Raw genomic sequence first — 6,064 nt, 5'->3', positions numbered from 1 at the left:
GTACAGAATTTTGTTTTGCCGTCGCCAACCGCCCAATAAAAACGCCGCATCACGCGGCGTTTTTTACATCGGCAGGGCTTCAGAACACTTCGCTCTGCGCCTGGTAATTGCCGCGTTGCCATTTTTCCAGTTGGCGGCGGGCGGGGGCGATGCCTTGCGCGGCAGCGCGTTGCCACCATTGTTCGGCTTCTATCAGGCTTTCTTCGACGCCGAGGCCTTCGCGGTAGAGGTTGCCGAGTTGGTATTGTGCCTGCGCGTGGCCTTGCAGCGCCGCTTTTTCGTACCACTGCGCGGCGCGGCGGTAGTCCTGCGCAACGCCCTGGCCAGTCTCATACATCAGGCCGAGCTGGTATTGCGCGTCGGCGTTGCCCTGTTTGGCGGCCTGCTCGAAGCTGGCGGCGGCCTGTTGTGCGGCGTAGGTAAAGTGGTTGACGGCGCGGCGGTAGCCCGCGTCGTCTTGTCGCAGACCGTGGTTTTCGCGGCAGGTGAGGTTGGGGTAGTACCAGGCATCGTTGTCGTTTTCGGCGGCGATGGGGTCTATCCACAGGTCTGCCGGGCGGGTGGCGCTCTCGGCGGGTGCCGGTTTCGGCGCGGGATTGCGCTCGATCCAGGCGAGGCTTTGCTGGTACTGGTCAAGGATGTCCCAGCCTTCGCGGTGCTGGATGCCGAGCGGGTAGTAGTTGAGGTCGCCGTCGAAGGTCATGTCGTAGTAGGCACCGTCTTCGGGCGGTGTGCTGCCTGCGGTCTGGTGATACCAGTCAGTCAGGACTTTTTCGGCGAGGTAAACGAGGTATTCGGCGGCGCTCTCGTTGCCCTGCTCTGCCGCAACGGCGAGCCAGTAGCGCGCCATGTTGTCGTCTTTGGCAACGCCAAGGCCTTTGTCGTAGAGGAGGCCGAGGCGGTATTGCGCCTTGCTGTCGCCCTGTTCGGCGGCGCAGCCGTACCATTCGGCGGCGAGTTCGGCGTCTTGCGCCACGCCCCGACCGCGTTCGTACATCATCGCCAGGTTGCATTGGGCTTTGGCGTAGCCTTGTTGTGCGGCTTTTTCAAACCAGCGCGCGGCGCGGCGGTCGTCCTGGGTGACGCCGTTGCCGTGGAAGTAGAGGTTGCCGAGGTTGAACTGCGCTTCGACGTCGCCCTGTTGTGCGGCTTGCACGAACCAAAAGGCGGCGCGGCGTTCGTCCTGCGGTACGCCCTGGCCTGCGATGTAGAGGTTGCCGAGGTTGAACTGCGCCTGTTTGTCGCCCTGGGTGGCGGCGCGCTCGAACCAGTAGGCGGCCTGTTCGTCGTCGATTTCGACGCCGCGTCCCTGGCCGTACATCCAGCCGAGGTTGCATTGCGCGGCGGCGTAGCCCTGTTCGGCGGCTTTGCTGTACCACTCGACGGCGCGGCGGTCGTTCTGCGCGGTGCCCCGGCCGTTGGCATACATCCAGCCAAGGCGGAACTGCGCCGCGATGTCGCCCTGTTGTGCTTCTTGTTGGGCGAGTGCGTAGGCTTCAAGGTCGTGTGCGGTTTCGGGGTCGGTGTTTTTCTTTTTGGTCAGCGGCAATTTCACGCGGGTCTCCATGCTTTTTCTGCTGATGTTGTGCGGCTTATTGTCGCAGCATTGTTTGTAATCCGGCAAAGAAATCTTCGTTTTTTTTCTGCTCTTGCACCGGGTCGGGCGGGGTGCGGCCATCGTGCCATTGCACGCCGTCGGCGGGCAGTTCGTCGAGGAAGCGGCTGGGTTCGGTGGTTTGCAGTTCGGCGCCGCGCCGCCGCGCTTTGGCGTAGGACAACAGCAGGGTTTCTTTGGCGCGGGTCATGCCGACGTAGAGCAAGCGGCGTTCTTCGCGCTCGCCGTCGTCGCTGTCCATGCTGTTGCGGTGCGGCAGCAATTCTTCTTCGCAACCGGCGATGTAAACCACCGGGAATTCCAGTCCTTTGGCGCTGTGCAGGGTCATGAGCTGGATGGCGTCTTCGTCTTTTTCTTGCCGGTCGAGGATGTCGAGCAGGGTGAGGTGTTGCATCAGGCCGTCCAGTGTCTCGAAGCGCTCTTCTTGTAGTTTGGTTATCCAGGCGCGCAGTTGGTCGATGCGTTTTTGCCGTACTTCGATTTTTGCCGGCGCTTTGTGCAGCTCAAAGAGGTAGTCGTCGTATTCGATGTCGGTGATGACGCGGTTCAAGATTTCCAGCGGCGGCTCGCTCTCGGCGTCGCGCTGCATCGCTTGTAGCCATTGGATGAAGGTTTGCAGGTTTTGGTAGGGCTTACCGCCAATTTCGTTGGCAAAGCCGACTTCGCCAGCGGCAACGGATAGCGCGGTTTGCCGCCGCGCCGCGTATTCGCCCAGTTTGGCGAGCGTCGCCGCGCCGATTTCCCGCTTCGGCGTATTAACGACGCGGAGGAAGGCGGCGTCGTCGTCGGGGTTGTTGATGAGGCGCAGGTAGCCGAGCAGGTCGCGGATTTCGCTGTGCTCAAAGAAGCTGGTGCCACCGCTGATTTTGTACGGCAGGCTCAATTCGCGCAGTTGCTGCTCAAACTGCCGCGCCTGGAAGTTGCTGCGGTAGAGGATGGCGAAGTCGCTGTTTTTTTTGTTGTCGCGGATTTTGCGCAGGTAGATGTCCTGCACGATTTGCTCCGCCTCCGCCTCGTCGCTGCGCGCGCTGATGACGTGCACGCCTTCGCCTGCCGTCAGCTCCGACCACAGGGTTTTTTCGACCACGTGCGGGTTGTGGGCAATGAGCGCGTTGGCGGCGGCGAGGATCTGCTGGTGGCAGCGGTAATTCTGCTCCAGCTTGACCGTTTTCAGCGCCGGATAGTCTTCGTGCAGATGAGCGATGTTTTCCGGGCGCGCGCCACGCCAGGCGTAAATCGACTGGTCATCGTCGCCGACGGCGGTAAACGCCGCGCCCGCGCCTGCGAGCAGTTGCAACAGCGCGTACTGGCAGTCGTTGGTGTCCTGGTATTCATCGACCAAGAGGTAACGCACGCGGTGTTGCCAGCGCTCGCGCACCGTGTCGTTCTCCTTCAAAAGCGCCAGCGGCAGGGCAATGAGGTCGTCAAAATCGACGGCGTTGTAGGCGCGCAGCCGCTGGTCGTAATGGTGATAGATGTGCGCCGCCAGCACCTGCGCCTCGTCCTGCGCCAGCGATTTCGCTGCCGCGACGCTGATGTTGGCGTTCTTGTAGGCGGAAATCTGCGCCTGCAACTGCCGCACCGCCGCCTCATCTTCCTGCTTGCTCAACTCCTTCACCAGCGTCGCGCCGTCGCGCGCGTCAAAGACGGTGAAGTTGCGGCGCAGTCCGGCGGCGAGGTGTTCTTTTTGCAGGATGTCCAGTCCGAGGCGGTGAAAGGTGGAGATGTGCAGGCCGCGCGCTTCTTTGCCAAGCAGCGCCCGCACCCGCTCGCCCATTTCGCGCGCCGCCTTGTTGGTAAAGGTCAGCGCAAAGATGCCGTTGGCCGGATAACCCGCGGCGCGCACCAGCCAGGCGATTTTCTGGGTAATCACGCCCGTTTTGCCGCTGCCCGCCCCGGCGACGACGAGCAGCGGCCCGCCGAGGTAACGGACGGCTTCGGTTTGTTGCGGATTGAGGGCAGGGGGAATGGCAGTCATGGGCTAAGCGGGCGGTGTGAGCGGGCGGGCATTTTATAGCGGGGGCTGGTGCCATGCACGCCCGCGCGGCATAAGCCAAGAACGAAACGGAATAAGCGCAGGCATTGCCGCGTGCTACATTGCCGACACCTGCAACGTCCGCCGTTGCAGGCATTTTCACCACAAACCGGGAGTAACCATGCACCAGACCATTCACCCCAAATCCTTCTATTACGGTTTCCCTGTCATCCTGCTCACCACCTGCGACGCGGCCGGTGCGACCAACATCACGCCGATTTCTTCCAGTTGGTGCCTCGGCGACAACCTTGTCATCGGCCTGTCCACCAACAGCAAGGCCTTTGAAAACCTGCAAGCGGTGGCGGAAGCGGTGATTAACTTGCCCGATGACAGCCTCTGGGCGCAAGTCGAGGGGCTTGCCACCCTGACCGGCAAAAATCCTGTACCGGAGGCGAAGCAGGACGCTTACCGCTACTGCGCCGACAAATTCGCCGCAGCCGGCCTCACCCGCCAGGCGGCAGAAACCGTGCGCCCGGCGCGCATTGCCGAATGCCCGCTCCAGGCGGAAACCACGGTAGAAGCCATTAACGAACGCGCGGGATACGCCATTATCGAGCTGAAAATCCGCGCCATTCATGCGCAGGAAACGCTGCTGTTCGCGCCGGACAAGGTTAATCCCGCTGCCTGGCATCCGTTGATTTACAACTTCCGCCACTATCAGGGACTCGCCCCGGCGCAGGGCAAGAATTTCCGCAGCGAAATTTGAAATGCACCATAACCCCCCGCCACGGCGGGGTTTTTGCTGGCGGAATCGCGTTTATTTGCCGCGAATGCGACGCCAGAAGCTGACAATGCCATTGACGATTTCGTCGGCAAACAGCAGACCGGACACATACAGGACTGGTGACAGAATCCAAAGAAACGGCTTTGCCCATTGCTGGCTAAAAAAGGCGACAATTAAATAATAGACGAGTGCTGTCAATAGTATCGCCAAAAAGTAATAGCGTTTGGCAAGCGGTTTTATTTGGTTACGAATTTCCACGGGTAGCATGAAAATAATAAAGACGATGAGATAACCACCCGTAAATACTATTTCATTCATAAAATGCTCCTTGTCTGATTTTTTTCCATTTACGAATTTTGCCGTGAAAGGTTTTGCATGGCGTAACGGTATTGATATGCAGCCATTTCCATACCGGCCAATTCGCGGGTGTGGACGATGGCCATTGCCGCTTGCCGACAGATACAAACATAGTGCAGTAGCTGTCGCTACCGCGGTTTTTTACACGCCCTCCCTGCTTCGCTGGGTAGGGATTTTTTAATCACAAGCACGTTCTACTATTACCAATAATAGCGCCCGGACAATAACCCATGTTGATTGCAAAATTCCAGCGACAGGAAGACGAGGAAAGAACTTGTGCTATCCGGGTTTAATCAGAAGTAGATGATATTTTCGCCTGCAATATTTCAACCAGCATTTTCAGCGACTTTATTTCGCTTGCCTGTTGTGCCAGCAATTCATCCTTGTGTGACAGCATGAGTCTTGTTTTTTCCAGCTCCTGCACCAAGTCTTGGGGCGCCGCATAATAGTTGCTGCTATGGGTGCTGTTTTCACTAACCAGGCAAACAACACTTCTATCATTAATCGCCATCAAGTCCAGCAGATTCATGCCAAATACCGCCGCAATCTGCTCCAGTTTGGGAATATTCAAACGCACTTCTCCCCGCTCAATCTTCGCATAACCGTTCGTGGACATACCCAATTTTTGCGCCATTTCCTCTTGCGACCAGTCGCGCAGTTCACGCACCATTCGTACTTTATCATTTATGTTCATAATATCCTCACAAAAAAGGAAAGGAACCTACCTAAACTGTTGTTGGAACAGCATAGCCATATAATGGTATGTAAGGCAATTTTGTACTGGCTTAATTAAGTATAACCCAAACAAAATAGGAACCTTATCTACCGTAAAAGTTGGTGGATAAAATAAATAATCAAGGATAAAATAAATGACGATGTAGTAATTTATTTTGGAGTTTTTATGGAAAATCAGGAAATTATCAAGAAAAGCAACATAAATATGATATTGCTGCTTTGTTCCTTTGCATTACTATATATAATCCCTTATTTGGGAATTCTATTGCTAGACAATATAGCATTGATAATAATAGGAGGTTTTCAAATTGGTATTATTCTCTATGACCATCGCATACTAAGTGATGCAGAAGTACCAATATGCAGCAAATGGTGGTTTCTTTTACCTCCTGTATATATATGGAAAAGAAGCAACGCATTGGGAATTTCAAAAAAACATTTCTTTATATGGCTAGGAATAACAATACTTGGCACTATTGCCACGTTTACGATGGCACCCAAATCATATTTGGAAGACTCTGCTTGTGCCTTGGTTACTGATATTATACACAATCAGTTCAAAAGCAGAGAGAGATGTATAAATGTGTCAATAACAGAA

Annotated in this window: 5 protein-coding genes and 2 pseudogenes; 2 read left to right on the top strand and 5 right to left on the bottom strand. The window is 56.0% G+C overall.

Annotated elements, in window-relative coordinates; all coding sequences use genetic code 11:
• Nucleotides 1-79: 79 nt before the first annotated feature.
• On the bottom strand, nucleotides 80-1,567 hold the full coding sequence (locus Q0349_RS05065) for a tetratricopeptide repeat protein (RefSeq protein WP_298079794.1): 1,488 nt from the start codon (nucleotides 1,565-1,567) through the stop codon (nucleotides 80-82).
• 25 nt (nucleotides 1,568-1,592) lie between these two features.
• Nucleotides 1,593-3,593: a UvrD-helicase domain-containing protein gene (locus tag Q0349_RS05060; RefSeq protein WP_298079793.1), complete on the bottom strand. Its 2,001-nt coding sequence runs from the start codon at nucleotides 3,591-3,593 to the stop codon at nucleotides 1,593-1,595.
• 178 nt (nucleotides 3,594-3,771) lie between these two features.
• On the opposite strand from Q0349_RS05060, the gene Q0349_RS05055 reads away from it, so the two are divergent.
• Entirely contained in the window at nucleotides 3,772-4,356 is a 585-nt protein-coding gene (locus tag Q0349_RS05055) for a flavin reductase family protein (RefSeq protein WP_298079792.1), read from the top strand.
• A 51-nt stretch (nucleotides 4,357-4,407) separates the two neighbouring features.
• On the opposite strand, the gene Q0349_RS05050 is transcribed toward Q0349_RS05055, so the two are convergent.
• From Q0349_RS05050 to Q0349_RS05045, 3 genes and pseudogenes are all read right to left on the bottom strand, one after another.
• Nucleotides 4,408-4,692 (bottom strand): hypothetical protein, encoded by a 285-nt coding sequence (locus tag Q0349_RS05050; protein ID WP_298079791.1) that lies wholly within the window; start codon nucleotides 4,690-4,692, stop codon nucleotides 4,408-4,410.
• Nucleotides 4,685-4,828, bottom strand: a pseudogene (locus Q0349_RS14085) (ClbS/DfsB family four-helix bundle protein); the annotation flags it as partial. The gene Q0349_RS05050 and the pseudogene Q0349_RS14085, both read right to left, overlap by 8 nt.
• A gap of 192 nt (nucleotides 4,829-5,020) precedes the next feature.
• A complete protein-coding gene (locus Q0349_RS05045) occupies nucleotides 5,021-5,425 on the bottom strand; it encodes a helix-turn-helix transcriptional regulator (protein ID WP_298079790.1) in 405 nt (134 codons plus the stop codon).
• 207 nt (nucleotides 5,426-5,632) lie between these two features.
• Here Q0349_RS05045 and Q0349_RS05040 point away from each other — a divergent pair.
• Nucleotides 5,633-6,064: pseudogene (locus Q0349_RS05040) on the top strand (hypothetical protein); the annotation flags it as partial.

Source organism: uncultured Cardiobacterium sp. (assembly GCF_938028185.1).
GTDB lineage: Bacteria > Pseudomonadota > Gammaproteobacteria > Cardiobacteriales > Cardiobacteriaceae > Cardiobacterium.
Note: the sequence above shows the minus strand (reverse complement) of the source record. Positions and strands in the feature narration are given on the sequence as shown.